16 protein-coding genes are annotated in these 26,321 nt (G+C 63.2%); 10 read left to right on the forward strand and 6 right to left on the reverse strand.

The window, feature by feature from the left end:
* Positions 1–296 precede the first annotated feature (296 nt).
* The 3 genes from NSE01_RS18655 to NSE01_RS18665 all read right to left on the reverse strand — a co-directional run bounded on the left by NSE01_RS18655 (position 297) and on the right by NSE01_RS18665 (position 4,003).
* Positions 297–1,592, reverse strand: a complete 1,296-nt coding sequence (locus NSE01_RS18655; RefSeq protein WP_147161178.1) for a replication initiator protein A — start codon at positions 1,590–1,592, stop codon at positions 297–299.
* Between the two features lie 52 nt (positions 1,593–1,644).
* Positions 1,645–2,715, reverse strand: coding sequence for a ParB/RepB/Spo0J family partition protein (locus tag NSE01_RS18660; RefSeq protein WP_147161179.1), 1,071 nt, complete (start codon positions 2,713–2,715; stop codon positions 1,645–1,647).
* Between the two features lie 82 nt (positions 2,716–2,797).
* On the reverse strand, positions 2,798–4,003 hold the full coding sequence (locus tag NSE01_RS18665; protein ID WP_147161180.1) for an AAA family ATPase: 1,206 nt from the start codon (positions 4,001–4,003) through the stop codon (positions 2,798–2,800).
* Between the two features lie 222 nt (positions 4,004–4,225).
* On the opposite strand from NSE01_RS18665, the gene NSE01_RS18670 reads away from it, so the two are divergent.
* The 10 genes from NSE01_RS18670 (at position 4,226) to NSE01_RS18715 (ending at position 22,000) form a co-directional block, all read left to right on the forward strand.
* On the forward strand, positions 4,226–7,399 hold the full coding sequence (locus NSE01_RS18670) for a DUF8426 domain-containing protein (RefSeq protein WP_218033306.1): 3,174 nt from the start codon (positions 4,226–4,228) through the stop codon (positions 7,397–7,399).
* Positions 7,396–8,718 (forward strand): McrC family protein, encoded by a 1,323-nt coding sequence (locus tag NSE01_RS18675; protein ID WP_147161181.1) that lies wholly within the window; start codon positions 7,396–7,398, stop codon positions 8,716–8,718. The genes NSE01_RS18670 and NSE01_RS18675 overlap by 4 nt, the downstream gene beginning before the upstream one ends.
* A gap of 20 nt (positions 8,719–8,738) precedes the next feature.
* A complete protein-coding gene (locus NSE01_RS18680; RefSeq protein WP_147161182.1) occupies positions 8,739–9,716 on the forward strand; it encodes a helix-turn-helix transcriptional regulator in 978 nt (325 codons plus the stop codon).
* Positions 9,717–9,795: 79 nt separating this feature from the next.
* Positions 9,796–10,413 carry a DUF4230 domain-containing protein gene (locus tag NSE01_RS18685; protein ID WP_147161183.1) on the forward strand — a complete coding sequence of 206 codons (618 nt, stop codon included), beginning with the start codon at positions 9,796–9,798 and terminating at the stop codon, positions 10,411–10,413.
* A 25-nt stretch (positions 10,414–10,438) separates the two neighbouring features.
* Positions 10,439–11,089 carry a hypothetical protein gene (locus tag NSE01_RS18690; RefSeq protein WP_147161184.1) on the forward strand — a complete coding sequence of 217 codons (651 nt, stop codon included), beginning with the start codon at positions 10,439–10,441 and terminating at the stop codon, positions 11,087–11,089.
* A complete protein-coding gene (locus tag NSE01_RS18695; protein ID WP_147161185.1) occupies positions 11,086–14,094 on the forward strand; it encodes a BPTD_3080 family restriction endonuclease in 3,009 nt (1,002 codons plus the stop codon). Before NSE01_RS18690 ends, NSE01_RS18695 begins: the two co-directional genes overlap by 4 nt.
* Positions 14,091–14,855, forward strand: a complete 765-nt coding sequence (locus NSE01_RS18700) for a hypothetical protein (protein ID WP_147161186.1) — start codon at positions 14,091–14,093, stop codon at positions 14,853–14,855. Before NSE01_RS18695 ends, NSE01_RS18700 begins: the two co-directional genes overlap by 4 nt.
* Before the next feature lie 2 nt (positions 14,856–14,857).
* Positions 14,858–17,719: a site-specific DNA-methyltransferase gene (locus NSE01_RS18705; protein ID WP_147161187.1), complete on the forward strand. Its 2,862-nt coding sequence runs from the start codon at positions 14,858–14,860 to the stop codon at positions 17,717–17,719.
* 445 nt (positions 17,720–18,164) lie between these two features.
* Positions 18,165–20,246 carry a 3'-5' exonuclease gene (locus NSE01_RS18710; protein ID WP_147161188.1) on the forward strand — a complete coding sequence of 694 codons (2,082 nt, stop codon included), beginning with the start codon at positions 18,165–18,167 and terminating at the stop codon, positions 20,244–20,246.
* A 68-nt stretch (positions 20,247–20,314) separates the two neighbouring features.
* Positions 20,315–22,000 carry an STY4851/ECs_5259 family protein gene (locus NSE01_RS18715; RefSeq protein WP_147161189.1) on the forward strand — a complete coding sequence of 562 codons (1,686 nt, stop codon included), beginning with the start codon at positions 20,315–20,317 and terminating at the stop codon, positions 21,998–22,000.
* On the opposite strand, the gene NSE01_RS18720 is transcribed toward NSE01_RS18715, so the two are convergent.
* The 3 genes from NSE01_RS18720 to NSE01_RS18730 form a co-directional block, all read right to left on the reverse strand.
* Complete coding sequence (locus NSE01_RS18720; protein WP_147161190.1) at positions 21,997–24,975, reverse strand: Tn3-like element ISMpo10 family transposase; 2,979 nt, start codon at positions 24,973–24,975, stop codon at positions 21,997–21,999. The two genes, NSE01_RS18715 and NSE01_RS18720, sit on opposite strands and share 4 nt — an antisense overlap.
* Positions 24,976–24,979: 4 nt before the next feature.
* A complete protein-coding gene (locus NSE01_RS18725) occupies positions 24,980–25,564 on the reverse strand; it encodes a recombinase family protein (RefSeq protein WP_010339849.1) in 585 nt (194 codons plus the stop codon).
* A gap of 133 nt (positions 25,565–25,697) precedes the next feature.
* Positions 25,698–26,174 carry a YkgB family protein gene (locus tag NSE01_RS18730; RefSeq protein WP_010339850.1) on the reverse strand — a complete coding sequence of 159 codons (477 nt, stop codon included), beginning with the start codon at positions 26,172–26,174 and terminating at the stop codon, positions 25,698–25,700.
* Positions 26,175–26,321 lie beyond the last annotated feature (147 nt).

The following is a 26,321-nucleotide window of genomic DNA, read 5'->3' on the forward strand; positions in this document are numbered from 1 at the left end:
CCAGCCCTTGCGACTCGCGATTTTTTGGCGATTCACGAGTGAGCGCCGTTCCGGATGTGTCGACGCTGCGTTCCGGATATATCGAGGGATCGTTCCCGGAGTATCGTTGCGGGGTTCCTGATGTATCGATGGAGGGGTGCCTCGCGTTCCCGTTGTATCGATCGTCTTGAATCCGAGCACCGAATTGAATCAAATCCAACACGCCGCCGACGATTGAGGTTCAAAAGACAGACGCTGTCAGGTTTTCAGACTGGCGCCGCCGGGCACGCACGATACTTCCGGAACGCGCAGGAGCATTATCCGCGCAGGGTGTGGCGATGTTTCTCGTGATGTCGCTTGACCCATCCGGTGAAGGCGCGCTGCCAATTGGCCGGGTTGCGCGCGGGATCCGCCGCGACCCAGCGTTCGAACTCGGCGTGGAGCGCGTGAAGGTCCCAACCGGGGCAGGTTTCGCGCAAGTGGTCGATGGTCTCGTCCGTCATGTAGCCACGGGTGCCCGCGTGGCTGAGCCCCGCCACGGTCGAGCGGATGAGGGCACGTGCATCGAACGTCGGTTCCGGCAGGGGCGAAGCGGCGGGCGCGTCATTTGGCGGGGCATGAGGCGCAGATTGTTTCCCCGGGGAAACATTTGGCAAGGCAGGGCTCTCCGCCGTTTCCGGTTGCGGCGCGGGTGTTTCGGGCAGGGGCGTTTCGGGCAAGCTCTTCCCTGCCCCGTCCTTGCCGTCGATGCGGCGCATCCGCAGCAAGGGTTCGCCGCCGCCCTTGGCAGCCTCGATCTTCAGGCCATAGCCCGGCAGCGCGTCCTTTTCGGCAAGCTTGATGATCTCGAACTTGAAGCGGCGGTAGTCACCTTCCGCGCCCGATTTCTCGAACAGCACGGGCATCGAGATGGCAAAGCCGCCCTCCCCTGCCCCGCCCGCGTGCTTGCGCGCCACCTTGTAGAGCCAGCGTTCCCGCCCGCCGGTGATGTCGAAATAGGCGCGGTCGATGGCCAGCACCCCGCCCTGCATCATCACGCCTTCCCAGAACCAGTTCGAAAGCTCGATGGTCATGCCGCGCGACCGCTCGGTCTTTTCATCGACCAGTTGGGTCCATCCATCGAGCCAGCTGAACGTCGCCTCGCGCCTGTTTTCTGCGCGGATGTTGGTCTTGATCGTGGTCGCCACGAGCCGGTCGAGCGATTGCGCCAGCAGTTCATAAGCGCGGCCCGTGGGAGGCCGACCGATTGCGCGCAGGAGGTCATAGGGCATCAGGTGCAGCTTGCGCGGCACATCGTTGACCCCCCGCCGCACCATATCGGCCAGCACGCTGGCGCAATAGATCAGGATATCGGCATCCCAGATCGTGGCCATGCCATAGTCCGGATTGGCCGAGACGTGGACCCACAGTTTGCCATCTGGGCTGGTGTAATCAATCGGCTTCACCCGGCGCGATTTGGCCAGGCTGAAGAACGGGCGCTCCATCATCTCGCGCTGATCGCGCATCGGGAGATCTGCGATATAGGGCAGGAACAGATCGAACTGTTCGCTTGCCGAAGCTTTGCCAGAACGGCTTGATGCACGGCTTGATGCACGGCCTGAGGCGCGGCTCATCGCGCGTCTACCGGCAGCGCGATGCATGTTTCCCCGGGGAAACATCCGGGCATCAGCGCAGCACCCCCTGCCCCTGCTCCTCAAGGTCCTTCAGCGCATCAGCCACCAGCTGCACCAGTCCCTTGGCATCAAGGCCGGATCCGGCATGCAGCTGCAACGTCACGCCCTGCCGGTTAACGGTGCGCACGGTCACCGCCGGGCGGTTCAGCGCCCCGGTATAGGTCCGCGCCGCTGCCGCACCGCCAGTTCGCCCCGCCTTGCCGGTTGGCGCAGCCAGCAAGCGGCGCAGCACCTCGGCAGCGGGGAAGGGGGCTTCGCCGCCGGCGCGCCGCACCTGCTGATGGCGTGCGATGGCGCGCGCTTCCTTCAGGATCGCTGGGGCCTGCGTCCGGTCGTCCATTGCTTGCGCCAGCGGGTAGGCGGGCTTTAGAGCCACGTCAGCCGGGCTGCCAAAGGCCTCGATCACCGCGTCGGGCAGCGCCGCCACCTTGAGCATCTTGGACAGCCAGCCCTTTGACAGCTTGAGCCGCTCGGCCATCCGGGTCATGTGCCCGCCGTAGTGGTCGTGCAGGGCCTGCGCATAGTTGCGCGCGCGTTCGAGATCCGACACGTCCTTGCGCGCGCGGTTTTCGATATCGGCGAGGCGGAAGGCGGCCTCGTCGTCGATCTGCGCCACTTGCGCCACGAACTGCATGTCCGGGTAGGAATGCGCACGCAGCCAGCTGATCGCCCAGTGCCGCCGGGTGCCCGCGATCACTTCGTAATCGTGCGCAGGATCGCCCTGAATCCGGCGCACCACGGCAGGCACTTTCTGGCCGCCTTCGGCAATGATCGAATCGATCAGTTCAGCGCAGCTTTCCTGGCTGAGATGCCCGTAAGACCGCGCATTGCCAGCCCATGGCCGCACCCGCGCCGGATCGAGCAGCAGCTGCGTCACTTGCCGCACTTCGCCGCTCGCCACGCGGGCCAGCGCGTTTTCGCGGCCCAGCAGTGTGCCGCCGCGCACGCGCTCTGCCGCAGCAGCAGGGGCGGCAGCGATTGGCTCTGCCGGGGCAGTTCTGGTCTCTGTCGGCTCGTCGTCGGACAGCAGCGCGGCGAGATAATCGGATTGTTTGCGTGCCATGTTTCAGTCCCGCGAGGAAAGAGGGCTGGGCAGGTAAGAAGTTTGGAACATATATAGAACAAAGCTCTGTAGGAAAGCCGGATCATGCGGCATGGAGCACATCCTCTTCCCGCGCCGGAGCGATGCGGCCCCATCCGGTGCGCACCAGCTGTTCGATCTGGCCCAGTGCCTCATCGAGGTTGGCCTTGCAGCGCTTGTGCGTCTTGGGCGTGCCGATGGCCTTTTCCAGCTCGTACACCGTCATCATCCGCAAGGCTGCGTGGCTGATTTCCGCGCTTTCCAAGATCGGCACCGGGAGCAGGGCAGGGCCGAACGTCTGCTCCATGATCGAGCGCACCATCGCGTGGCTGGGATCGTTGCCATCGAACTTGGAGCAGATCAGCCGCACGAACGAATAATCCACGTCGATCCCGGCCGCGATCAGCTGCGCGATCACCTGATCCATCATCGAAAGGAACTGCACGGTCGAACAGAAATCGGGCGTGGTCGCCGCCAGCGGCACCAGCAGCGCATTGGCCGCCTGCATCACCGCCAGCGAAATCGTGCCGAGCGCGGGCGGCGGATCGAGGATCACCACATCATAGTTCCGCGCCAGATCGGCCAGCCCCTGCTTGAGCTTGCGGAACCGCGCCGCCAGCACCGATTGCCCATCGGACCCGGAGGCGGCCAACTCGTATTCCACATCGAACAGTTCAAGGTTCGACGGGATCAGATCGACGTTCGGCCAAGGCGTCGGCTTCACCGCATAAAGCAGGTCGGTCTGCGTCGGATCGATCGAAAGGTAGGGGTAAAGCGTTTCCTCGCGCGCGATATTGAAATGCGGATTGAAGCCGAACAGCGTCGTCGTCGTCGCCTGGCTGTCGCAATCGACCACCAGCACGCGGTAGCCCTGCACCGCGAAATAGTGCGCCAGATGCGTTGTCACCGTGGATTTGCCGACGCCGCCCTTGAAGTTCTGCACAGCGATGATCGCTGGCACATCCATCGGCGCGCGGGCAGGGGAGGCCCCCAGCACATCGCGCATGTTGAGCAATTCCTGCACCGAATAGCCCAGCCTGCGGCCGTTTTCGCCCGCGGGGGGAGGGGGCAGGCGGCCATCATCCTCAGCCATGCGGATGCGGTTGGTCGAACACCCCAGCAGCTGCGCCGCCTCGGCAATGCCGAACCGCACATTGAGCCCCTTGCGGCTTTCGGGCAGAAAGGCCTTGCGCCGCAGCCGCTCGATCATCTTCTCCCCCGCAGAGGCAAGATCACCGATCTGGCTGACGATTGCATTCGATTCAGACATCGCGCGGCCTTTTGAAGCTGTTATGTCCCAGCTGTGCCATAATTCATTCAATCCCGCAATCGGCGGGGTGAGAAGCGACATGCGCTTGACCGCGCCGCTAGGATCATGGCGGTATGGTGCATCGAACAAGCGGGGCAGGGCGCTCAACGTGCGACCGGACCTGTCGCACCAGTGCGGCATTCTCCGAGTGGACAGACAAGCGAACAGACTGGCGGAGCCAACATGCGGGACGCGGAATATAGAGAATGGCTCGGCAAGCGCCGCTGGAAAGGCGCGCCGCTGGAAAAGAAAGCCAAGGACAACCGGGTCCGCCGCTGCGGGCGGGCAGAGCGGGGCCTGAAAGGCATCGGGTTTGCGCAAACAACCCTCGAAGCCGTGCATGCCGATGGCCAATGGGATGCATTGCTCACGCGCTTGGCTGAGCTAAGAAAAGCTCCTGACGCCGATCCGAGTGCGGTGCTTTCCGTAGTCCCGCAAGCCAATGAACCGGCCCGGCAACTTACCAATATGATCGCCGCCGTGAGGCAGTACGGCTATTTTCTGGATGGACGCGACCCGAACTATGGGACGGGCGCTGGTGAGCAGGAAGGCACCGACGAGGGAGAGGATGAGCCACCGCTCTACATCGTCTCCAACCTCTACGGCATCGAAGACGGGCTAGCAGGCTTCATCGAACGCAAGGAATGGACCCTGCCGGATGATCGCGGGTCCGATCTCAACAAGATGGTCCGAGCCATGCAGCCCGGAGACATCGTTGCTTTGCGCGATTACCTGCCGAACCAGCGCGATCTGCCCTTTCCCTCCCAAGGCAAGCGCGTATCCGCGATGCGCTTCCGGGCCATCGGCAAGGTTACGCACCAGCGCGGCGACGGGATCGGGGTTGATGTGGATTGGCAGGTCCTGCCTGAGCCGAGGATGTGGTATTTCTATACCTATCCCAGGGCGATCTGGAGGCCTCCTGTCGACAGAGAGTTCGGGTTGCGTCTGCGGGAATTTCTGCTCGAGGGCGTGGCGCAGGACTATGACTGGTTCATCCAGAAGTGGTGGCCAAAGGCAGGGGACCTGAAGCTCGATACCGCTGCACTGGCCGAATTGCGCCGGATGTTCCTTGAAAAGCATCCCGATTTTCAGACCTTTGCAACTAGCGCCAGCTTCGAGGTGGGTGAGGGCGGATACAAGAGCGCGTTGGTGGAGCGCACACGGAGCCTGATGCAGGACCACGCCGGTGCAGATGATGCTGCGCTGGGCGCCGCGTTGATCGACCTTGCATCCGGGAAGGGCGGGCTGCTGAGCAATCTGCTGGATTGGCGCACCGCCAAGCTGGCCGCAGAAGTACGGCGGGACAATCCCGGCGTGATGGAACGTGCGACCGGCGCAATGGCTCGCAGCGACGACGGCATTGCAGGCGTGGCGGCGTGGGTTGAAGAAATCTGGCCGATGCTGGAAGCGGCCGCCGCGCAAAAGCCTTATGCGGAAAGCCGCACGATCCCGACGATGATCCGGGCCCTGGTGGACCCGGCCGGCATGTTCGGCATCCGCTCCACCCCAACGGACAACGCGGCGAAGATGCTGCTCGGCCGCTGGGCCTTTGCCGGACAGCCGCTCAGCGCCGAAGACCTTGCCGGTGCTGTGGCGCTGGCGGAAGGCATCATGGCCGAAATGCGCGCCTGGGGCTGGGAACCGCGCGACTACTGGGATGTGCAGAGTTTTCTCTGGGAAACCTGCCAGAAGCGGCTGCCCATGACCGGTGAGCCGGAAGTGCCCTCTGATGCGACCGAACAGGAACGCGCGATGCCCGAACCCACCAACCTGATCCTCTATGGCCCGCCCGGTACCGGCAAGACATTCACCACGGCCCGTGAGGCGGTGCTGCTGTGCGATGGAGATGCGCCGGAGGACCGGGCGGAGTTGATGGCGAGATACAACAAACTTCGTGCCGAAAAGCGCATCGAGTTCGTTACGTTCCACCAGAACTTTTCCTATGAGGACTTCGTCGAGGGATTGCGTCCCAAAACCGATAGCGGGGATGAGGCAAGCGATGGCGGCGCGGGCTTCAGGCTCGAGGCAGAGAGCGGCATTTTCCGGGGTATCTGCGCGCTTTCCGAACAAGCGACAAAGCGCGAGACGGTGAAGGCTGGTTCCGGCAATGCCATCACCGCCGCAGCTGCACCCATCGACCTTGAGCGGCGCAATTTCTGGAAAATGGGATTGGGGGAAATTGGCCAAGAGGATGATGTCTACGAGGACGCCATCGCCAACGGTTACATAGCATTGGGCTGGGGCGGCGACCTTGATTGGAGCGATCCCGCATTCACGGACAAGGACGCCATCAAGGCAAGGTGGCTGGATGAAAGGCCCGCCGAAACGCAACCGAGCAATTGGACCCAACTCCACCCCTTTCGCAACCTGATGGCTGTCGGCGATATCGTCATCATCCCCTACGGAAACTCAGCTTTTCGCGCGATTGGCCTGGTGACCGGAGACTATTACTTCGTACGGGAAGCCCACGGATATTACGCCCACCGTCGATCAGTGCGTTGGCTGCTCGTGCTGGACGAGCCGCTTCCTCGCGATACAATCGTCGAGGTCAATTTCACCATGCGAACGCTGTACGCAATTGGGAGCAGGTTGATTAACAAGGCTGCGCTCAGCCGGCTTATCGGAAGCCCGGAGGTTGCGGCGACCGCGACGCCCGAGGACGGCGGCACCGATCAATTTGTCCTCATCATCGACGAGATCAACCGCGCCAATATCTCCAAGGTCTTTGGCGAGCTCATCACCTTGATCGAGCCGGACAAGCGCCTCGGCATGGCCAATGCGCTCACGGTGCGGCTGCCTTATTCCAAGCGGGAATTCGGCGTTCCTGCCAATCTCCACATCATCGGCACGATGAACACCGCTGACCGGTCCATCGCCTTGCTCGATACCGCGCTGCGGCGGCGGTTCCGGTTCAAGGAGTTGGCGCCTGATACCAGCGTGCCAGCGTTCCTTGCCGCGCAATCCGATACCAAAGTGCCGTTGGTACAGGTGCTTAATGCGATCAACCAGCGGATTGAATACCTGATCGATCGCGATCACCGTATCGGTCACGCCTTTTTCATCGGCTGCCGCACCCGTACCGACGTGGACGTGGTGATGCGCGACAAGGTGATCCCGCTGCTGCAGGAGTATTTCTTCGAAGACTGGAGCCGCATTGCCGCCGTGGTGGGGCGCGGGTTCATCGAGGAAACCACCTTGCCGCCGCCGCCCGGGTTCGAGGGGCACGACACCAAGCCAAGCTGGTCGGTGCGCGAGACATTCCCGGCCAATGCCTTTGATGTGCTGCTTGGCAAGGCGCCGGCCCCAACGGACGAGCCGGACAGCGATACCGAAGAAGGCGGGACCGAAGCCGGATGACGCACCTTTGGTGCCACGAATGGGGCAAGGTTCCGGTAGGGGAAGGGGGCTACACCCGCGCGCAGGCGGATGCGCTGCTTGCCGCCGCACGGGCGCACCCTTGCGGCGGAGCGGAAGGCGGCGACATCCTGTCGGACCACCACCGCCACCTCACCGCAAAGCAGGTGGTGGGCGTGCTGGCGGCTCCGGGGGCCAGCCTTGAAATCCTGCCCAAGGTCGATCCCGCTGCCCCGTCAGAAACCGAGGCCACTGTCCGCAGCCGCCTGATCCACATGCTCGATGTGGCGCATGGGCTGGATCTCTCGGCCGGCGGCGCTTCCCTGCTGGCGCGGCAGAACGAAAGCCTGCTCGATGTGCTGATCCGCCTGTTTGCGGATCGCCTGCTCGGCGAAGTGCGCCGCGGCCTCCCGCGCCGCTACACCGCGCGCGAGGACGATCTCTCCGCGCTGCGTGGCAGTCTTGATGTCGTGCGCCAGTTCACTGTCCATGCGGTGCGGCCGGACCGGCTTGCCTGCCGGTTTGACAGCCTTGAGGCCGACACCCCGCTGATGCGCGTGATGAAGGCCTGTGTGACCGCGCTGGCCCGCCATGCCCGCCATTTCGAAACGCAGCGCCGCCTAGGTGAACTGCGCCACGTGCTGGCCGATATCCCCGATGTGCCGCCCGCGCGCCTGCCGTGGGGCGACGTGCGGATCGACCGTACCAGCGCGCGCTGGCGCAGTCTGTTTGCCCTCGCCAAGCTGTTTCTGCGGCGCGATTGGCAGTCGGTCCACGCCGCGGCATCGGCGCCTGAGGGGATCACGCTGCTGTTCCCGATGAACACGCTGTTCGAAGCCTATGTCGCCGCGCGCCTGCGCCGGGCTCTGGCCGGGAGCGGCATCGAGGTCGCGGCGCAAGGCGGGCTGGCCTATTGCCTAGGCGAATGGCGCGAAGGCGAAGATTGCAACGCTGGCGTATTCCAGACCAAGCCCGATATCCTGCTGCGCCGGAAGGGCCGCGTCCTTGCGATCATCGACACCAAGTGGAAGAAGCTGGGCACCGATGTGCTCGGTACCGGCAAGGACCGCAAGCAGGGCGTCAGCCAGTCCGATGTCTACCAACTGATGGCCTATGCCCGGCTTTACGACTGCGAACGGCTGACGCTGCTTTATCCCGCGATACCGGGTCAGAAGAGCGCCGTGCGCAAGCAGTTCGGCATGGCCGGAGGGCGCGAACGGCTGACAATTGCCGCGCTCGATCTGGCCGATCCTGCCGCCGTGATCCCGTGGCTGGCCAAGTTTGCGTGCGATGAAATGGCGGGTATGCTGGCCGTTACCTGATCAAGGCGAAGGGGCTTCTCTTGAACGCGCGGATGGAAAAGCTCGACCGGGCGATCAGGTTGATCCACCTCCTTTGCGAAAGCGCCGAGGGGCTGACGCTCGACGAGATGGCGCGCGAGCTTGATGTGAACCGCCGCACCGCCGAGCGAATGCGCAACGTGATTGCGCTCCATTTCGATCTGGAAGACGTCGCCGACGGGCGGTCCAAGCGGTTCCGCATCCGCGAAGGGCTGCGCCGCGTCTACACCCGCCCTTCCGCCGCCGAAATTGCCGCGTTGCAAGCCGAAGTTGCGGCGCAGCGCCGAGAAAAGGCCCCGCAGGCCGATCTGCTCGATTCCTTGCTGACCAAGGTGCGCAGCGCGTTCGACATGCGCGAGCGTTCGCGGATCGAACCCGATCTCGATGCGCTCGCCCGGCTCCAGCGAGCGCGCGTGGTGGCGGGGCCTGCAGTGGTGGCTGCGCCCCACGTGCTGGTGGCGGTGCAGCAGGCCATCATCGCGGGAACTGCGATCGAATTCGATTATCTGGCGGAAGGCGCAGTCGCGCCCAAATGGCGGCGCGTGGTGCCCTATGGCCTGCTGCACGGGCCGGTGACCTACCTTGTCGGCAAGATGCCCGGCCGTGATCTTGATCCCGTTCACTACCGCTTGGACCGCATGGAAAATCCGCGCCTTGGCAACGAGCCCTGCGCGCCGCCCGAGGACTGGGATCTTGATGACTGGCTCGCGCATAGTTTCGGTATCTGGCGCGAGGACGACCACGACGTGGTCTTGCGCGTGCTGCCCAGCGCCGTCCCCCGCGCCCGCGCCTGGCGCTTCCACCCCGCGCAAGTGCTGGAAGAGGACGGCGACGAACTGCTGGTGCGGTTCAGGGCAGGGGGCCTGCGCGAAATCGCCGAACACCTGTTCACCTGGGGCGGCGACGTGCGCATCGAAGCGCCCGAGGAACTGCGCAGCGTGATGCGCGAACGGGTGCTGCTGGCGTGGGCTACGACATGACGACCGATCTTGTCGTTGGCGAGACGCAATCGCGGATCCTGGAAATGACAACTGAGTCGAACGCTGAGGGGATATTGAAGTGAGAAATCTGTTTGCTGCGTTCACGCTGGGCCTGATCCTTGCACTGGTAGGTGGATATGCATGGTTCGCCACCCCACGAGACGGCGTCATTCCCGTGGACATGCCAGTGGGTTCGAAGAGTGAAACATTTGCTGTGGGGGAAGTGCTGGACGGGATTCGAGGCATGAACCGCTTGATCGTTTTCCGCAGTTACCTGACCGCTGTAACCCGTACAACCGAGACAAACCTGATTGGGATGGAAGCAAAGCAAACCACGATCACGCCTGCATTTGTGAACTACTACGTGGATCTTGACGCAATGCGAGCCGAAGATGTTCGAATCGATGGCGACACGTTGCGGGTTAAGCTGCCTCGACTGATGATTGAACGGCCAAACGTCGATGTAACTCGAATTGAGGTGATCGATCAGGGACTATGGTCCAGCCTATCGGACGCCGACAAGCGAAACTGGAAGAAGAATAGCAACAAGGCCATGAAGCAGCTCTTCGAGCGTGCGCAAATGAAGATCCTGATCGAAGCGGCTCGCGATCAAGCACTCAAGTCAATGGTCCAGAACACCCGCAAAATTGCCGACCGCGCGGGCGGCTTGAAACTGAAGGTCGTCGTCAGCTTTTGACGAGAGAAGGATGGACTTTCGAGCCATGAGAAAGCCCCCGGCAACAGTCGCTGCGCTCACCGACTTTGGCCGCATCCGGCTCTCGCAGTCGTTTTTCATGCGCGACTTCCTGTTCTCGGATATCGCCGCGATCCACGGACTGACCAACGTTCCGGACGATCCGGAGCTTGCGATCGCGGCCGGCCGGCATCTGTGCGAGGAACTGCTCGAGCCGTTGCAGGCGGCGTTCGGGCGCGTAGCCATCCGCTCCGCCTATCGCAGCTGCACCGTCAACGCGCTGGGCAATGCGCGCGGCTATAATTGCGCGGCCAACGAGAAGAACTACGCCGGCCACATCTGGGACCGGCGTGACGCAGCCGGGCGCATGGGCGCGACCGCCTGCATCGTGGTGCCGGCATTCATCGATGCTTTCCCGCAGGAATCTGCTTGGACCAAGCTGGCATGGTGGATCCACGATCACCTGCCCTACAGCACGCTGGAGTTCTATCCCAAGCTCGGCGCCTTCAACATCCAGTGGCGCGAGGAGCCGGAGCGGCGCATCGACAGCTATGTCTTTCCAAAGGGTTGCATGACGAAGCCCGGCATGACCAATCATGCTGGCCGGCACGACGCAGAGTGGGCCGGGATTGAACAGGCCTGCATGGATCGGACGATGAGGGGCAGAACCAGCACATGAGCACCACTTTCTTCGAATCCCCGATCCTCAATTCGCCCTATGCCGAACCGTCACGGCATTGGGAGCTCGACGAGGCTGGGCAGCCGACCAGCGTGATCGTGCCGCGGCGGCGGACCAGTGCGCTGGTATCGCCGATCCCCAAGGCCAAGAAGGTGAAAGGCAAGAGCCAGCAGGCGGATTTCCTCGCCGATGAGCTGGGGCTTGAATACAACCCCACCGAGGTCATCAACGGCATCCGCAGCGCTGTGGAAAGCTGGCGGCGTCTGCCCGAATCGCAGTGGCAGGTTACCCCGTCTACCCAGCGCCTGCTGCGGCATTGGCGCAGCCATGATTTCGCCAATCAGAAGCCGTTCTTCTGCCAGATCGAGGCGGTGGAAACAGTCATCTGGCTGACCGAGGTCGCGCCGAAATCGTCATCGCAGGGCCGCCGGTTCTGGGCGCATCTGGAAGCGGCCAACGCCGCCTCCAATCCTGAACTGATGCGGCTCGCGCTCAAGCTGGCGACGGGTGCCGGCAAGACAACCGTGATGGCCATGCTGATTGCCTGGCACACCGTGAACGCGGTTCGTCATGGCAAGAAATGGGCGTCCAAGGGATTCCTGATTGTCGCGCCCGGCATCACGATCAAGGACCGCCTGCGGGTGCTCCAGCCCAATGATCCCGAAAGCTATTACCAGAGCCGCGAACTGGTGCCTGAGGACATGCTGCCCGATCTGGGCAAGGCCAAGATCGTCATCACCAATTACCACGCCTTCAAGAAGAAGGACGAGGTCCCGCTCAACAAGGTCCAGCAGGCCGCGCTGCGCACCACGCCCCGGCAGGAAAGCGACGGGGTGATGATCCGCCGGGTCGCCGGTGATCTTATGGGCCTCAAGAACATCGTCGTGCTGAATGACGAGGCGCACCACTGCTACCGCGAGCGCCCGCTTACGGCGGAGGAGCAGAAGGCGCTGAAAGGCGATGAACTGGCCGAAGCCAAGGAAGCCAACGAGGCCGCGCGGCTGTGGATTTCCGGGCTAGAGGCGGTGAAGCGCGAACTGGGTCTGGCGATGGTCTATGATCTTTCCGCCACGCCGTTCTTCCTGCGCGGATCGGGATATCGTGAAGGTTCGCTGTTTGGCTGGGTGATGAGCGATTTCAGCCTGATGGACGCCATCGAATGCGGCATCGTGAAATTGCCGCGTGTGCCCGTGATGGACAACGTGCCCGGCGGCGATACGCCGATGTTCCGCAACTTGTGGGACCATGTCGGCAAGCACCTGCCCAAAAAGGGCCGCGCCTCTGCCAAGGGGATGGACCCGCAGAAGCTGCCCAGCGAACTGCTCACCGCCATCGATGCGCTCTATGGCCATTATGAGAAGACGCAGGCGCTGTGGCGCGAGCAGGGATTGCCGGTCGATCCCGTGTTCATCGTGGTGTGCAACAACACCGCCACGTCCAAGCTCGTGCATGATTACATCGCCGGTTATGAAATCCCGGATGGGCAGGGCGGCGCCATTCCGGTGGCGGGCAAGTGCCCGCTGTTTCGCAACTATGACCCCGATGGCACTGCGCTGCCCCGCATGCGCACCTTGCTGATCGATTCGATGCAGCTCGAATCCGGCGAGGCGATTTCGCCTGAATTCCGCGATGCCGCCGCTGGCGAGATCGAGCGGTTCAAGCAGGAGCTGATCCAGCGCAGCGGCGACCGCGTGGCGGCCGAAAAGGTGGACGATGCCACCATCCTGCGCGAGGTGATGAACACCGTGGGCCGCCCCGGCGCGCTGGGCGGCGGCATTCGCTGCGTGGTCTCGGTCTCGATGCTGACCGAGGGGTGGGATGCCAACACCGTGACCCACGTGCTGGGCGTCCGCGCATTCGGTACCCAGTTGCTGTGCGAACAGGTGATCGGCCGTGCCTTGCGCCGCCAGTCCTACCAGCAGCAGGCGGACGGCCTGTTCAAGGTGGAATATGCCGACGTGCTGGGCATCCCGTTTGATTTCACCGCCGCACCGGTAGTTTCAAAGCCGAGCCCGCCCGACAACATGGTGCGCGTCCACGCCATCAGCCCTGATCGGGATAGCAGCGAAATCCGCTTCCCCCGCGTCGATGGCTATCGCACCGAACTGCCGCAGGATGTGATCCGCGCCGCCTTCACGCCCGATTCCACGCTGGAGCTGACCCCCGAACTGGTTGGCGCTACGGAAACGGTCAATTCCGGCATCGTGGGGGAACAGGCCAATCTCACGCTCGATCACCTGAAGGATACGCGTCAATCCTCCATCCAGCTGCGGCTTGCCGATTGGATCGTGAAGCGCAAGCTGACCGAGGCGGGGCAGCCGGTGAATGTCGGTCTCATCATGCAGATGCGCACGATCGTGCGGCGCTGGATGGCGGATCACTTCGTGCCCACCGGCGGCACCGAACCGGCCCAGCTGCTTTACGGCACGATTGCAGACCGGGTGGCGGAAAAGATCATGGCCGCGATCACCCGCGCGCAGGAAGGCGGCGGGCGCGTGCTGGCGCTGCTCGATCCCTATAACCGCGAAGGCTCCACCCGCAACGTCAGCTTCATGACGAGCAAGGACCGCTATGAAACCTCGCCCCGCTGCCATGTGAATCTGGCCGTGCTCGATAGCGATTGGGAGGCCGAATTCTGCCGCGTGGCCGATCAGCACCCGCGCGTGCTGGCCTGGGTAAAGAACCACAATCTGGGCTTTGAAGTGCCCTATACCGCCGGCGGAGAAGCGCGCCGCTATCGCCCCGATTTCATCCTGAGGCTGGACGATGGGCGAGGGGTGGAAGACCCGCTCAACCTCGTGGTCGAAATCAAGGGCGCGCGGGATGAGGACGACAAGGCCAAGGCCGAAACCATGCGGACGCTGTGGGTGCCCGGGGTGAACAATCTGGGCACGATGGGCCGCTGGGCCTTTGCCGAATTCACTGATGTGTGGACGATCAAGACGGAGTTCGCCGCGAAGGTGGAAGCTTGGCTGGATGGGGTTGTGAAAGGGGATGCCGCGTGACCACTGTCAGTCTAAGCTACATTGCGACCCTCCAGCATGCGCAGTGGATGCTGGCAGCCGATGGACAATACCTCGAGCTCATTGGCAAACAGCGTTCGGTCAGCGCGGCCCAGCGCATGTTCCGCGAGTACAACGTTGCGCGCACGATATGGGGCAAAGATGGCTTAAAGAATTTTGCCGAGACCGTGTTCGACAAAGCTGCAAAGGTGCCGTGGCCGGCAACTTTGACGGATCGTGCCGATTGGTGCGCTACGCTGGCAGAAACGGCGTACAGGCCTACGGGAAAGAACGGCCAGCCTCAGGGCAGTGCTTATTCCGCTGCCACCAAGCTGGCGTGGTTCATCAATCCGGATGGCTGGACGATGTTTGACAAATTTGCGGGGATCGGACTCGGTGCATCTGATATCCGTTCTTTCTATCGCGAGCTTGACGGTCTCGGTTTTGCCGGGGAGGCACAGAAGCTCAATGCTTGCATCGCAACGCATGGCTTCACCGGCATTTACGGTGAACGCATCATCGACAAGTTTCTCATGAGCCGAGGCATGCTTTGGGATGCTAAGCTGCAAGATCAGGGCACTGAACGCGCCTCACTGCTCGCGCAGGCAGAGCGGTTTCTGGCAAACCTTGCAGGCATCCACTCCGCTGGCGATACCTTGGCAAAGCGCTTGCGCGATCTGGCCACAGATATCTCCAAAATACTGACCAATGATGCTTTTCTCGCTCCTGCGGCGCTGAAGAAGATGACAAAGCGAGGCGTTTGAACATGGCCAAGCCCCCCCTGCGCGTTGATGCGCTCACCCATGATGAAGCCACGCGGCGCAATGCGCCCACGGCGGAGCTGGAGGCGTTTGTGCCGCCTGCGGTGAAGGCGCCGATCCTTAGCGCGTATGAGCGGCGCAATCCTGATCTTGATCCGCAGCTGGTGTGGCGAGGCAAGGATGTGGCGGATTGGTCGGACCTCGTCGTCGAAGCGCCGCCGCTGTATATTCAGGAGAAAATCCACCCCAAGGTGCTGATCGAGGATCTGAAGCGGGTTTCCCCGGGGAAACAGAACGATACGCCAGACCTGTTTGCCGATTTCAACGGCGTGCCGGCTGATGCGCGCACCGAATTCTATGCGCACGATCAGCACTGGTCCAACCGCATGATCCTGGGCGACGGGCTGAAGGTGATGGCATCGCTGGCGGAGCGCGAGGGGCTGAAGGGCCGGGTGCAGTGCATCTATATCGATCCGCCCTATGGCATCAAATTCAACAGCAATTTCCAATGGAGCACCACGGACACGAAAGTGCAGGACGGCAAGTCCGACCACCTGACGCGTGAGCCGGAGCAGGTGAAGGCCTTCCGCGATACCTGGCGCGACGGCATCCACAGCTACCTGACCTATCTGCGCGACCGCCTGACCGTGGCGCGCGATCTGCTGACCGACAGCGGCAGCGTGTTCGTGCAGATCGGCGACGAGAATGTGCACCGGGTACGGGCGCTGATGGATGAAGTGTTTGGGGATGAGAACTGCGTTAGCCAAATCACAACCACAAAAACCGGAGGGCAGACCTCAAAGTATCTAGCGGGTGTGGCTGACTATGTACTCTGGTACGCTAAGGATTTCCGGGCACTTAAATTCCGACGACCTTGGGAATCAAAGGAATATGGCGGTGAAGGCGCGGATAAGTATCGTCTGATCGAGCTTCCGGAAGGTACTCGTAGACCGATACAAGAATCGGACTTTTCTAGCGGCGTCGAGCTGAAAATATTCCGAAAAGACACTATCACGAGCCAACGCCCACCTGGTAGTTTCCCTGTTGATTTCCGTGGCCGGCAGGTAACTCCTAAGGCAAATTTCTGGAAGTCGGGTCCTGATGGAATGCGCAGGCTTGTCCGATCAAACCGGATTGAAGCGGAAGGCAATGGACTAGCTTATGTTCGCTATCTGGATGATTTTAAAGCATACGAACGCGGGAATGTTTGGACGGACTTAGGGGGCGTTCAAAGCAGGAGTGACCCAAAGATCTATGTAGTTCAGACAGCAAGTTCGCTGATCCAGCGCTGCATCCTGATGACCACCGACCCCGGCGATCTCGTGCTCGATCCCACCTGCGGATCGGGCACCACGGCTTATGTCGCCGAACAATGGGGCCGCCGCTGGATCACCATCGATACAAGCCGCGTCGCGCTCGCGCTGGCGCGGGCGCGGATCATGGGCGCGCGCTATCCGTGGTATCTGCTGGCAGACAGCCCCGAAGGCCAGCGCAAGGAAGCCGAACTCACCCGCACCGTGCCCGCCACCACGCCCACGCACGGGCGGCTGCGCCAAGGCTTCGTCTATAAGCGCGTGCCGCACATCACGCTGAAGAGCATCGCCAACAACGCCGAGATCGATACGATTTGGGAAAGCTATCAGCCCCGGCTTGAGGCTTTGCGCGAAAGCCTGAACGCTGCGCTGGGCACCACGTGGCAGGAATGGGAAGTACCGCGCGAACTCGATACCACCCTCGTCACCCCCGCGAAGGCGGGGGTCCAGCAGGCGCAGCGCGATGCCGCCTGGATTCCCGCCTTCGCGGGAATGACGAAGGAAGGGCAGGGCAATGTGCTGGCGCTCCACGCCGCATGGTGGGACTTGCGCATCGCCCGGCAGAAGGAAATCGACGCCAGCATCGCCGCCAAGGCCGATACCGAATACCTCTATGACCAGCCCTATGACGACAAGGCCCGTGTCCGCGTGGCGGGGCCGTTCACGGTGGAAAGCCTCTCCCCCCACCGCGTGCCCGCCGTCGATGTGGACGACAGCCTGTTTGACGAGCTGGAAGCCGCCGCAGGCCGACGTCGCCCGGAAGAAGTGGGCGGCGGGGAAGCGGCAGACTTTGCCGCGATGGTCCTCGAAAACCTCAAGAAATCGGGCGTCCAGCAGGCCCACAAGGCCGACAGGCTGGTGTTTGAAAGCATCAAGGGCTGGCCCGGCCGCTTCCTCTGCGCCGAAGGCCGCGTGCGCCAGTCGTCCGATGCGGAAGATACCCCCCAGCGCCGCGCCGCGATCATGATCGGCCCGGAATACGGCACCGTCGCCCGCGCCGACCTGACCGCCGCCGCGCGCGAGGCGATGGAGGCGGGCTTCGACCTGCTGATCGCCGCCGCGTTCAACTTTGATGCCCACGCCAGCGAATTCACCCACATGGGCGCGCTGACGGTGCTGCAAGCGCGGATCAACCCCGATCTGCACATGCCAGACCTCGCCAATACGGGCGCGGGCAACCTCTTCACCGTGTTCGGCGAACCCGATATCGCGGTGCACGATGAAGGCGATGGGCAGGTCTCCATCGAAGTGGCCGGGGTGGACATGTACAAGGGCGGCCAGATCGAAAGCGGCAACGCCGACGACATCGCCGTGTGGTTCATCGATACCGACTACAACTACGAAAGCTTCTTCGTGCGCCACGCCTATTTCCCCGGCGCAAACGACCCCTACAAGGCGCTGAAAACCACGCTGAAGGCGGAGATCGACGCGGAGGCATGGGAGAGCTTGAAGCGCACAAGGTCTCGGCCCTTCGCCCGCCCGGCCGGGGGCAGGGTGGCGGTGAAGGTGATCAACCACCTTGGGGATGAGGTGATGAAGGTGGTGGTGGTTTGATGGAGATCGCGCATTTATGTGCTCGGGCCGACCGAGGCACTCTCTTCGAGGACATGCGTGTATTAGACCTGAGGCAACCTCACCTGAGAGATATGCCGCTCTGTGCCGATCAAGCGGCTAAAGTGGTGTGTACGATCGTTTTACCAAAGATGCTGCGCATAGATGGGCGACCTGACATGCGCTATAATAGCTCATTTCCTGACGTTACAAAAAGTTGGCCAATTGTAAAATTGGTTCAAATTCTGGATCGGATCAAGCTGGAAGGTGACATGACTGCGCCTAATCATGTTTGGGTGAATGAAAGATTTCGACCTGCTCAGGTTACCAGTTATGGTGTGTGCTTTCTCGATTGGCCTCTAATCCCGCTTTATCGTTCTGGAGGGTACAACGGGTTTTGTGAAAACATAGATGCGCTCGTCGATGTACTCGACGAGATATCGGCCCCATGAACCTCCTCTGGTCCTCCACCTTCACCGCCGCGCTGGGCAAGCTTTCGCCGCAGGAGCAGAAGCAGGTCAAGCTGACGGCGACCGATCTGCTGTTCGATCCCAAGGGGAACGGGCTGCAGCAGCACCGTGTGGAGGCGGCGCCCGGGTTCTGGACGGTGCGGGTCAATCAGGACGTGCGCATCGTGCTGCACAAGCAGGGCGAGCAGACCTTGCTGGCCTATGTCGGCCATCACAATGACGCCTACCGCTGGGCTGAGCGCCGCAAGCTGGTGCCGCATGAACGCACGGGGGCGATGCAGTTCGTCGAGGTGATCGACTCGGAGACCGATTTTGGCCGCGAGCGGATGACATGCCGTGGTTATGTCGATCTGCCGCAGGGGCAGACGCTGCTGCTCGAGCCCGATCTGCCGCAGCGCCCGTTTGCGGGGCTGGGCGAGGATCAGCTGCTCGATGTCGGCGTGCCGCGTGACTGGTTGGGGCAGGTGCGCGATGCGCTGTCCACCGAAGTTGATGAACTGTTCAGCCATCTCCCCGCCGAGGCCGCCGAAGCGTTGCTCGATTTTGCGACAGGCGGCAGGCTGGAAGACCACATCGCGCAGCGAGCCGAACCGGGCGCGGATCCTTTTGCGCACCCCGATGCGCAGCGGCGTTTCCGCGTGCTGGACAACATCGAGGAACTGCGCGCCGCGCTCGATCAGCCGTTCGAGCAGTGGGCGGTGTTCCTCCACCCGGTGCAGCGCGCGTTGGTGGAGCGGGCGTGGAAGGGGCCGGCGCGGATTTCGGGATCGGCGGGCACAGGCAAGACCATCGTGGCGCTGCACCGCGCGGCGCATATCGCACGGAGCGATCCGGCGGCGCGGGTGCTGCTGACGACGTTTTCAAAGCCGCTGGCGCTCGCGCTGGAGCGCAAGCGCGATGTTCTGACCGCCGCCGAGCCGGAGCTACGGGCGCGGATCGTGGTCCGCCCGCTCGATCAGGCGGCGACCGAGCTTTACACCCGCGCGTTCAGCCAGCCCAACCGGGCGACCGAAGCGCAAGTCCGCGCGGCGATTGCCGAGGCGCGCAAGACCGGGCTGGGCGGCGCGCTGGGCGAGGCATTCCTGTTCGAGGAATGGACCGAGCTGGTCGACGCGTGGGGCGTGGCGGATGCGGAAAGCTATGCGACGCTGCCGCGGATCGGCCGGCGCACCCGGCTCGGTCCCCAGCAGCGCGCGGCGGCGTGGGGTGTGTTTGCCTACGTGCGCGAATGGCTGGCGCAGCGGCGGTTGGTCACGTGGGCCGCGATCTATGGCGCGCTGACGGATTGGCTGGAACGCGGCGGGGACCTCGGCTTCAGTCATGTGGTGGTGGACGAGGCGCAGGACCTTTCCGTGGCGCAAGTTCGGTTTCTGGGGCAGCTCGGCAAAGGCCGGGCAGACGCGCTGATGCTGGCGGGCGATGTGGGTCAGCGCATTTTCCACCTGCCGTTCAGCTGGGCCAAGCTGGGGCTGGACGTGCGCGGTCGCAGCCATTGCCTGAAGGTCAACTACCGCACCTCGCACCAGATCCGCGTGGCTGCTGACCGGCTGCTGCCCCCCGCGATCAGCGACATGGACGGCATCGAGGACGGGCGGCGCGGGACTGTCTCGGTGTTCGATGGGCCGGAGCCGTTGGTGTCGCTGGCAGACGACGCGGCGGGCGAACAACAGGCGGTGGCAGATTGGCTGCGCGAATGCCTGTCTGAAGGTATCGAGCCGCATGAGATCGCGCTGCTGGTGCGCAGCGAAGCTCAGCTCGCCCGCGCGCGGGCTGCCGCCAAAGCCGCCTGGCTAGACCCGTACAACGCGCAAGGAGTAGCAGTCATGCCCATGCACGGGGCCAAGGGACTCGAGTTCCGGGCCGTGTGCGTGATGGCGTGCGATGAGGACATCCTGCCCGACCCCGCTCGCCTCGCCGCCATCGGTGACGTGGCGGAACTGGAAGCCGCCTATGAAACTGAACGGCACTTGCTCTACGTTGCCTGCACGCGCGCAAGGGACCGCTTGCTGGTGAGCGGCTTGGCACCGGGAAGTGAATTTCTGGATGATTTCAAGCCATAACGACCGAATCTGTCATATCACTCGCTGATCGAACGCTTTACGCTTGGGTTAGACTGGACGGGGGCTTGATGGGCGACGAGGTACAGGATGGCGATGGCACACCTGAAGCGGAAACGGATTGGCGCAGCCTGATTGATGCGGCGACCAGTCTTGAAGCACTTGCCGAAATTGATCGCCGACTAGAGCAACAGGGGCCTGCTGCGCGGAAGTGGCGGATGTCTGTCATCCTGCGCCGCAGTGCCTTGCGCGGCCGCAGGCTGGTGCCGCGGCCCAAGCAGCTGACGCAGCCTGCCGTCGCCTTTGCTGCAGGCTTTGGCCTGCCAGCCCCCGATGGCAGGCGCCTGCACGCTTATCGCCTGACCAAGGCGCAATTCGATGCTCTCCAGCAGGATCTGTCGCGGCGGGGAAGCTATGCTTCACTGGAAATCGGCTACACGCCCGGGCTGTTTGCGCTCTGGGCCTCAGAATGGTTTCGCCGTTGCTACTCTGGCGGTGTGCGGCGCTGGGATGATCTGACACGGGCCCTGGGATTGCCGGCGCCGGGCCAGACCCAGCAGAACACGCTGCGGGACGTAACCCGCAAGGGCCTGCAGCAATGGCAGCGCCCGGTCTTCCATGCGGACAGCATGACGCAGTATCTCGCCACTCTAGCACGTGAGGGAGGCTTCCCGGCCTGTGCTGTCGCTGGTGGTGCGCAGGGCTGGGCGAAGACTGTGCTGGAGGCGGTCGTCGCCGCCTTGTTGGGCGCGCCGACTGCAGGTGAGTCTGAGGCATTGGAATTTGCCCGACAGCAGAAGGCGCGGCTGAAGGCCATTTTCAGCGATGATGAGTTCATTCAGCTCTGCGCGGATCTCGCTCTGGCGATCGTGCAATTGCGGCGCGAAGCAGAGCCCTATGCCGTGGCCGCCAACTTGCCCCTCGCCGCCTGGCTGGGGCTGAACCGGCCAGACTGGCGCGAGCTCCTGCCAATTTCGACCGGCGATGCCGACGCCGATGCCTTGGTTGAGACGCTGATGAAGGTCGACGCGGTGTCCGGCTCGATCGTGCATGTTGAGCGAATGTTGGTGCGCGATGGGGAAGGGGGCCTCTGGCACGAAGCGGCCCGGATCGGTCTGGATGGAGAGATCCCCGGCGGAGCCATGGCTGGCGTTGATACGTCGTATGGGCGTTTGCGCGGATTTGCTGCCGGGCCAATGGCGCGGCATCTTCCCGGCGAACTGGCGCTGTTTGATCCGCCCGCTGTGGAGGAAACCGCCTGGAGCGTGCAATCGGGCAGGTATGCACGCGGCATTCTGCGGCTGCCCTTTGCTTGTGCCGTGCAGATCGACTTGCGCGCCGGGGAACGGTCTGTCGGACGGATAGAGCTGCCAAGCGGAAAACCGCGCCGGGGCCAGCTTCTGGTCGCCGCGCTGGAGGAAGGCAGTGCGGAGGAGCCGCGCTTACTGCGTGTGATCGGGTCCGGATCGGGAAGCTACCGTCAGACCGAGCTCTTTCTGCAGGTTCCCAAGGAATGGGCCGTGCTGCCGATTGACGGAGGCAGCGTGCTTCCTCTCGGCCCAGGCGTGGGGGATACCGCGCTGTGGCGTGTTAGCGGCGGAACCCGGCTTATCGATCCGCTGAACGATTGCTACCGCATCTTGTGCGGGCAGGCGGCAAGCCAGACCGTGCGCATCGACATGATCGGCAATGCACCGGCATGGGCCGAGGTAAGCGGTTCGGGGTCGGTACACAGAACGGACCCAGATATACGCTAAGGTTTTGCCGTGCCTTCGACGGCGCGCATCTGGCGAAGCGGTCTGAGCGCGGTGGATGGCGCATCGGGATCGGTCCAGAGGTAATCGCCGGTGAGATTGATATGCTGCCAACCGAGCGGTGATAGGTGTTGCAGCAGGTCCGGCGGGACCGGCCGGCCGAGGTTGGCGAGATGCATCCAGGCGGCTTGCAGGTAGGTCGTGTTCCACAGGACGATGGCACCGGCGACGAGGTTCAGCGCGCTCGCCCGATGGCTTTGGGCTTGCAGCGCATGATCGCGGATACGGCCGATGCGATGGAAGAAGATGGCGCGTTTCAGGGCATTTTCCGCTTCTCCCTTGTTGAGTTCGCGGGTGGCGCGGCGACGCTGTTCGGGCTGCTCGATCCAGTCGAGCGTGAACAGGGTACGCTCGACGCGACCGATCTCGCGCAACGCCAGTGCCAGGCCGTTGGCGCGTGGATAGGAGCCGAGCCGTTCCAGCATGATCGAGGCGCTGACGACGCCTGTGCGGATCGAGGTTCCCAGTCGCAGCACGTCGTCCCAGTGTGCCTCGATCAGACCTTCGTCGATGCGGCCCGCGACCAGCGGCGCAATATCGGGGCCGGGTTCGATGCCGTTAAACAGGTGCAAACGGCGTGCGGCGATATTCGGGATACGCGGCGCGAACCGGAACCCAAGCAGATGACATAGCGCGAACACATGGTCGGAGACGCCCCCGCCATCGACGTGATGCTCTTCGATGTGCAGATCGGCGCCGTGGTGGAGCAGCCCGTCGAGCACCTGTGCCGCCTCGCTCGCCGAAGCGGAGATAACTGTGGAATGGAACGGCGCGTAGCGATCCGAGACGTGGCTGTAAAAGGAGACAGCCGGCTCTGTCCCCTTGTGCGGATTGACTGCGCCGGTTGCCTGGGCGCGGCGGTCGAGCGGAAAGTTCTGACCGTCTGAGCTGGACGAGGTGCCGGACCCGAACAGCGCGGCCAGCGGCGCGGTGTGTTGGGCGTCGACAAGCCGGGCGAGCGCGCGACCGTAGGTTTCCTCGCGCAGATGCCACGAGGCGAGCCAACCGAGTTGGCGCTGGGTCACGAGATTGCAGGCTTCCGCCATGCGCGTATGGCCCAGATTGGTGGCATCGGCGAGCACCGCCGTGAGGATCGCACGTGGTTCATCCGCGGCACGGCCACTTTGCAGATGCGTGAAGCACTGGCTGAACCCGGTCCATCGATCGACTTCGGCAAGAAGGTCGGTGATGCGGATCGCGGGCAGATGCGCATAGAGCGGCGCAAGGGCGGTATCGGATTCCTCGGGAGTAATCGCCTTCAAGGGCGAAATCCGCAGCCTGCCCAAGCTGAGCTGCACGTCTTCCAGCGCGTCCGTCTCCGCCTTTCGCTCGACCTCGGCCAATCGACGGGCGAGGCGGGCGCGTCGTTCGGCCAGCCAGATATCGGCCGTATCCGGTGCCGGTATCGGCAAGGGGCCGGCCGCGCGCATGTTGGCGAATACGGGGGCAGGAATGAGTTGCTGCTCGACAGCACGATAGCGTCGGCTTCCCTCGACCCACATGTCGCCGGCGCGAAGCCGGTCGCGAAGCTCGACCAGCACGCACAATTCATAGATCCTGCGATCGGGAATGCCGGTGCCGATCGCCCGACGCCAAGCTTGCCGGATGAAGCCGACTGGCGTGCCTGCAGGCAATTTGCGCAGATGACCAAAATGAAGGTCGCGCATGATCGCGACCGCTCGCGCGAGCGCATGGCAGGCTGGCACCGCCCCGAATGTGAACGAGGCGATGAACGAGGGACCGACCTGTCGGAGGACGGGGTAATTGGTCGCGGCGACCGCGACGGGATCGACCGAATCGGGGCGGATCAGCTTGCGGGCTTCATCGACCTCGCGGCCGAGATCATTCCATCCGATCGCTGCCTCGACCGCAGCGCCGATATCGCCACCTGATATCTTGGCGGCGAGCAAGGCAGCGCCGAGTTGGGCAAGCAGCCGGATTTTGCCGTTGATGGTGCGCCGGTTGCGCTTGAGTGTCGTGTCCGCGCTGTTCTGTTCGCGCCGGAACATCTGCCCAAGCAGGCGATCGAACATCAGCACCGCATCGTCGGTGAGGGTAACGATGGTTTCGAGGATGGTCGCCACCAATGTGGCGCGACGCCGCGTCGCTTGCAGCGTCCGAACATGTTGCGCGGTCAGCCGCACGCCTTCCTGGCACAGGCGTCGGAGGCGCTCGGGATGGACGCCTACGGCGATATCCGGATCGATCCCGATGGCCCGAAGCAGTGTCAGTCGCTCGATGATGGCGGCGAATGTCTTTCGGCCGGGCTTGCCGGGTGACTGCCGCACCCAGGCCAGATCGCTCAAGTTCGTGCCTGTGTGGGGCAGGAGAAGCGCATCGAGCAGCCGGCGCTGTCGAGCATCGAGTCCTCGGGTCAGATGCTCGGCGACATGGCGTTCGGCATCGAGCAACGCCTGTGCGACCATCCGCTCGACCGAACTGATGCCCGGCACAATGATGCGCCGTCGCCGGCACTCATCCAGCATCACGCGCGCCAGCCTAGCCCCGCTGGTCGTCGTCAGCGCGATCGGCAGGAGCCATTCCTGCAACGTCGTTCGCAGCGGCCGACTGAGCGGCATGAAGCCGAATGCATCGCGCAGTGCATCGAGCTGTTCGTACCGGGTCGGGCCGCGCGTCGCGTAGTCGGCCAGCACCTCGGGTCCGACCTGCAATTGCTCTGCGACGAACGCGAGCGGCGTATCAGGGATCAGTTCACCGGGTCGCAGGAAACGGCCAGGATAGCGCAGCGCGCAAAGCTGGATCGCGAAACCCAGCCGGTTATGCGGTCGCCTCCGGCGGACGATGATGGCCAAGTCGTCCCGGCTCAATGTCCAGTGCTGGACGAGCAGGGTTTCGTCGTCGGGAAGCGCGAGCAACGCCGCGCGTTGCTCGTCCGACAGGACGGCGCGACGCGGCATCGGCTTAGACCTTGGCCGGTGCGGTCCAGCCGATCCGGGCAAGCGTGCCGAGAAGGGTCGAACGCGGCACCTTGAAGGTCCGGCAGACGGACGCCTTGCTGGCCCCGCCATCCAGCGCGGCGGTGATCCGCTCGAGCGTTTCGGCGTCGATCATCGGCGGGCGGCCACCTTGGCGTCCCCGGCGTTTGGCAGCAGCCAGTCCCGCCATCACCCGTTCGCGCGTGAGCGCACGCTCATATTGTGCCAATGCACCGAACAGCGAGAACAGCAATTCGCCGTGCGGCGTGGTCGTATCCATCTGCTCGGTCAGCGACCGGAACGCGATGCCGCGCGCCTTCAGATCGGTGACGATCGTCAGCAGGTGCGGCAGCGAGCGTCCGAGCCGGTCGAGCTTCCACACGATCAGTGTGTCGCCCGCGTTCAGATAGTCGAGGCAGGCTTTCAGGCCTGGTCGGTCGTCGCGCGCGCCGGATGCCTTGTCGGTATGGAGATGCCGATGATCGACCCCGGTTGCGACGAGCGCGTCCCGCTGGAGATCGACCGTTTGGCGGTCATCGGTCGTTGACACCCGCATATATCCGACCAGCATGTACGACAAACCCTCGAAAGCATGTTTTCGAACACCCTATCAAAGCGACAGGGTTTGTCGATCGTTATGGGCTGAGGCGGGTATGGTTCGGCAAAAGCGCAGGTCCGGAGCGTCGCCTATCACCTGTTTGCCGTCACGCGTCTGCTGTCCGTATGGACGCAAGTAGAAGGCACGCTGATGCCGCAAGAAGCACCAGGTCCTTCAACAGGAACTGTCCGGTTCCGGCCGAAATCGCCGGGAACCCGCCAGCGGTCGGCTCGGCGACGCCAGGCGTGCTCAGGAAAAACGTCAGTGTCACGGCATAAGTTAGGCATGACATCGCCGCGCCGAGAGCGGAGGCCGTCTTGTTGAAAGCACCGATAATCAGCGCAGCGGCCGTCGCGAGCTCGACGGTGCCTATAAAATAGCTTCCACCCTGCACCCCAAAAACGGCCGGAATCCAGCTCATGATCGGACTGTTCTTCATCAATGGCGCGATGCCCATCGCTTCATAGCTCGTGAATTTCATGCAACCGAACCAGAGAAAGATGACCACCAGCGCCCAGCGCAGCAACGCGAGAGACCCGCGAGAGCCGGTCGTCTTTTCAGCTATGTGTAATGTCGAAAACATGGTGCCTCGCTTTCATCATGGCGCATGACCTGCCTTCATGCTTAGACAGGCGTGATATATGCGCTGCGCATACACTATGCGCCATCAATGAATGAGGCAACCCTTTGAACGTACTCTCGGACCGGCTCGTCAATCTGTTCGGCGCCC

This window comes from Novosphingobium sediminis (assembly GCF_007991615.1).
GTDB lineage: Bacteria > Pseudomonadota > Alphaproteobacteria > Sphingomonadales > Sphingomonadaceae > Novosphingobium > Novosphingobium sediminis.

Coding starts and splice junctions, on each gene's coding strand:
- NSE01_RS18660 (WP_147161179.1), bottom strand. CDS start 2,715: ATGGCACGCAAACAATCCGATTATCTCGCCGCGCTGCTGTCCGACGAC.
- NSE01_RS18690 (WP_147161184.1), top strand. CDS start 10,439: ATGAGAAAGCCCCCGGCAACAGTCGCTGCGCTCACCGACTTTGGCCGC.
- NSE01_RS18675 (WP_147161181.1), top strand. CDS start 7,396: ATGACGCACCTTTGGTGCCACGAATGGGGCAAGGTTCCGGTAGGGGAA.
- NSE01_RS18725 (WP_010339849.1), bottom strand. CDS start 25,564: ATGCTGGTCGGATATATGCGGGTGTCAACGACCGATGACCGCCAAACG.
- NSE01_RS18695 (WP_147161185.1), top strand. CDS start 11,086: ATGAGCACCACTTTCTTCGAATCCCCGATCCTCAATTCGCCCTATGCC.
- NSE01_RS18705 (WP_147161187.1), top strand. CDS start 14,858: ATGGCCAAGCCCCCCCTGCGCGTTGATGCGCTCACCCATGATGAAGCC.
- NSE01_RS18670 (WP_218033306.1), top strand. CDS start 4,226: ATGCGGGACGCGGAATATAGAGAATGGCTCGGCAAGCGCCGCTGGAAA.
- NSE01_RS18665 (WP_147161180.1), bottom strand. CDS start 4,003: ATGTCTGAATCGAATGCAATCGTCAGCCAGATCGGTGATCTTGCCTCT.
- NSE01_RS18655 (WP_147161178.1), bottom strand. CDS start 1,592: ATGAGCCGCGCCTCAGGCCGTGCATCAAGCCGTGCATCAAGCCGTTCT.
- NSE01_RS18730 (WP_010339850.1), bottom strand. CDS start 26,174: ATGTTTTCGACATTACACATAGCTGAAAAGACGACCGGCTCTCGCGGG.
- NSE01_RS18710 (WP_147161188.1), top strand. CDS start 18,165: ATGAACCTCCTCTGGTCCTCCACCTTCACCGCCGCGCTGGGCAAGCTT.
- NSE01_RS18715 (WP_147161189.1), top strand. CDS start 20,315: ATGGGCGACGAGGTACAGGATGGCGATGGCACACCTGAAGCGGAAACG.
- NSE01_RS18720 (WP_147161190.1), bottom strand. CDS start 24,975: ATGCCGCGTCGCGCCGTCCTGTCGGACGAGCAACGCGCGGCGTTGCTC.